Origin of the sequence: Actinobacillus minor NM305 (genome assembly GCF_000175195.1) — a bacterium.
Taxonomy (GTDB): domain Bacteria; phylum Pseudomonadota; class Gammaproteobacteria; order Enterobacterales; family Pasteurellaceae; genus Haemophilus_A; species Haemophilus_A minor.
In genome coordinates, this window is record NZ_ACQL01000145.1 from 1 (window position 1) to 3,708 (window position 3,708).

The window sequence follows — 3,708 nt, forward strand, 5'->3', positions numbered from 1 at the left end:
CGTAACCGTGGGTGTAACCCACGGGTTTTGCTGTAGGGGCGAGGGTTATATACCTAGGAAAAAACCAAAAAAAATGCGACCCTTTCGAGTCGCATTTATTATTTTTGATTCGCTAGATTAGCAGATTACCATTGGTAACCTACGCCCACAGAACCACCAACATCACCACGGGTATTCGCATTACCTTGTAATTTAAGGATTAGCTTACCGTTGTCAGAAGCACGTGAGTAACCCACTGCCACCGCTGATTGACCTTTGAAGGTACCTGCTGACGCTGCAACCATTGATTTACCAGGGATGTAAACTTGTGGTAAACCTGCTGCTGCGTTCGCACCTGCGATACCTGCACGTAAGTCTTTGTTGTTACGGTTGATCTTGTTGTGGATATCACCGGCAACTTGTTTTAATTGGCTTACATTCACTGCATCGTTATCTGCAGTACCTGCTGCTACGTTAGTGATTTTCGCTGCAGAACCATCTTTCTTAGCCACTTTCACATCGCCATTCACATCACCGCTGATCACAGGACCAGTATCGCCGCCAACTTGAACACTCGTAAATGTTGGAGTCATTGAAGTTGCAACCGCAATGTTATTACCATTACGTGTAATTTCAATGTTGTTACCCGCGTTCACATTTACAGTATCGCCAGCTTTCACTTTGCTTGCTGTCTTATCGCTTGTGTCAACAAGTTTACCTGTTGTGCCTTCAACTGCTGCTGAGTTCACGTTCCAACTTGCGTTGTTTACAGTATTAACAAGTGTAGTTGCATTCACGAAGTTTGCACCGTCTGTTGGCGCTGCAATGCTACCGTTTGCATTTGTCGTTGTTGCATTTGCTGTTTTCACATCAAATGTCACATTAACAACATCTTTACCACTTGCATCTTTCGATGTTGTGATGTTCGCTGTTGTACCGTTACCGTTTACATAGTTCACAGTATCGCCTGGGTTTACAAGAAGCGTATTGCCATCTTTGTCAGTTGTTTTCCAACCACTGCCATTGATTGCATTTGCAACATCGCCTGTGCTTGCTACACGTGGAGAGATATCGCCTTCTGCTGTACCTGTTGTTGTATTTGCAGCCACGTTACCGAATGCTACAGATACTTGGTTACCTGTAATATCACCTTCATTTACAACAGTACCTTTACCATCTTTTTGCGTGTTATAAGTACCGTCTGCAAGTTTGTAAACAGTGTCACCCGCTTTATTGGTGTAAGTGATTTCAGTGGTTTTGTTATCCACATTCACGTTGTAAGTTACGTTAGTACCTTCAACGACAGCCGTTGTACCTGTACCATTGTTAAAGCTTACAGTTTGGTTGCCCACCGCAGTTGCATTAGATGCATTGTTGTTACCTGTCATCTTCCAATTGAATGCGTTTTTCGTTGCATTTAACTGGCTAACATTCACAGCATCCGTATCTTTAACACCTGCAGAAACATTACCAATGATATTGTTACCCATATCAATGGTTGAACTTGGTTTCACAGTGAAGTTATTCACTGTTGTGTTACCATCAACGGTTAAGTTGTTAGTTACATTTGTATTAGTGAATGTCACGTTCTCTGTGGTTGAAATATTAAAGGTTGTGCCTGTTTGCTCAATTCTAATATTGTTACCCGCATTGAGAGTTACTGTGTCACCCGCTTTCACTTTCGCTGTCGCATCAGATGTAGATTCACCTGTTGAACCAGCTACTTTACCTGCAACTGTGTTCCAGTAAACGTTGTTGATTGTGTTCACTACATCAGAAATCGTTGCTACAGTACCGTTAGTAGTATCTGCAACAGCTTTACCTGCTGGGATAGCATTACCATCCGCATCTTTCACTGAACCATCGCTTACTGAAGAAGTACCTGTTTTCACATCAACAGTCACATTACCCGTGGTATTGTTGTAGTTGATGTCCGCAGTTGTGCTGTTTTCAAAGTTCACTTTACCTGCTGTGCTGTTTCCATTGAAGGTTGGTAAAATCGCAGAAACTTGGCTTCCTTTGATTGTGTCAGCATCAACTTTTGTACCTGAACCGTCACGTGCTGTGTTGTAAGAACCGTCCGCTTGTAAGTAAACTTTCGTATTATTACCTTTCGCATCTGTTGATACATAAGTAATCTCTGTAGTTGTATTATCTACATTCACACTGTAATTTACATTGCTCACACTACCATCTGAGGTGATGTTCGCTGTTGTACCCTTACCGTCTTTGAAGTTTACCGTATCGAATGGTTTCACGAAGTCTTTCGCTTTATCATTCTCTTGTAAAGTCCAACCCGCATTTAACACATCATTTAATGTCGCAGCATTGCTACCTGATGTTTTCGCTAAATCCGCCGCTTCTTGCGCAGTAATTGGGCCTGTTGTCGTTGGGTTGTTACCTACGCTCGTTGTATTTGGTAAGTTAGAGCTGATATTTGTGAACGTTGCGCCGTTCATATCTACCGCTGGAGTCACTTTACCATTTACATCGCCACCATTTACAACATTTGCTGTTGTTGGTGTCATATTGACTGCAGTATTACCTTCACCAATTGTCATACCTGCTTTCGCTGTTGTGGTATTGAACACTGGATCTGGATTTACAGAATAGGTAAATACCTTACCCACTTGTGTAAGCACCATGTTGTTGCCAGCTTGGAATGTCACCACATCGCTTGGGCTGATTAACTCTTCGTTTGTACCAGAAACAATACCTGTACCCACTTTACCTGAAGTTGCTTTCCAACCTGTTTTGTTGATTGTATCTACGATATCACCAACAGTGGCTACTTTTTCAGTGCTATCTACAACATCATCTGCTGCAACCGGCTTGCCATCTTCATCTGTGTAAGTCACAGAACCATCTGCCGCAACAACTTTATTTACTGGGTTACCTTGTTTATCAGTTAACGCAGTTGCTTTACCATCTTTAGTTGCATTTGAATCGCCGGTATTGACATTCACAACGATATCGCCCGCATCATTTGTGGTTACGTTTGCAGTAGTTGTGTCACCAAATGTGATGTCGCCACCCACTTCTTTGCCATCAACTGTTGTTGTTGGAAGAATAGCTGATACACGGCTTGTTACTGGACCGGCATAAACTGCACCTTTCTCGTCTTTATAAACGACTGTACCGTCAGGTTGTGTTTCTGCTGTCAGTTTGTTGCCTTTATCATCAATATAGGTGTATTCGGTTGTCTTACCATCAACATTAACGTTATAAACCACTTTGCTTACTGTGCCATCGCTTTCTACCTTAACAGAAGAGCCTGCACCATTCACAAAGTTAACTGTATCGTATGGCGTTACTACATCTTTCGCATTACCATTTTCTTGTAAGTTCCAACCTGCATTTAACACATCGCCTAATGTCGCGGCATTGTTCAACGCATCACCTGTTGGTTTATCTGCCGGATCATTAGAGGTCGTTGGTTTCGTAATCGTTGTATCTAAATTGCCTACCACGTTCTTACCGCCAACATTACCGATAGTGATCTTATCACCGTCATTACCCACAGTTACACTGTTAAAGTCCACATCAGCTGCCGTTGCGAAAGTAAATTCATTATTTACTCGTTTCACGGTTAAGTTTTTACCTGCTGAGAACGTCACTTCTTCACTTGGGTTGATCAAGGTTGCCTCAGCCATGTCTCCATCAGCTTTATAGCCACCTGATTTTGCATTCCAACCTGATTTGTTGATTGCATTCGCCACAGTGGTTGCA

At 42.4% G+C, this 3,708-nt stretch carries 1 protein-coding gene; it reads right to left on the reverse strand.

Annotation, left to right across the window (positions count from 1 at the left end; genetic code table 11):
- Positions 1–125 precede the first annotated feature (125 nt).
- Positions 126–3,708, reverse strand: a 3,583-nt coding sequence (locus AM305_RS10285; RefSeq protein ID WP_005825797.1) for a YadA-like family protein, incomplete at its 5' end; no start/stop codon positions are given.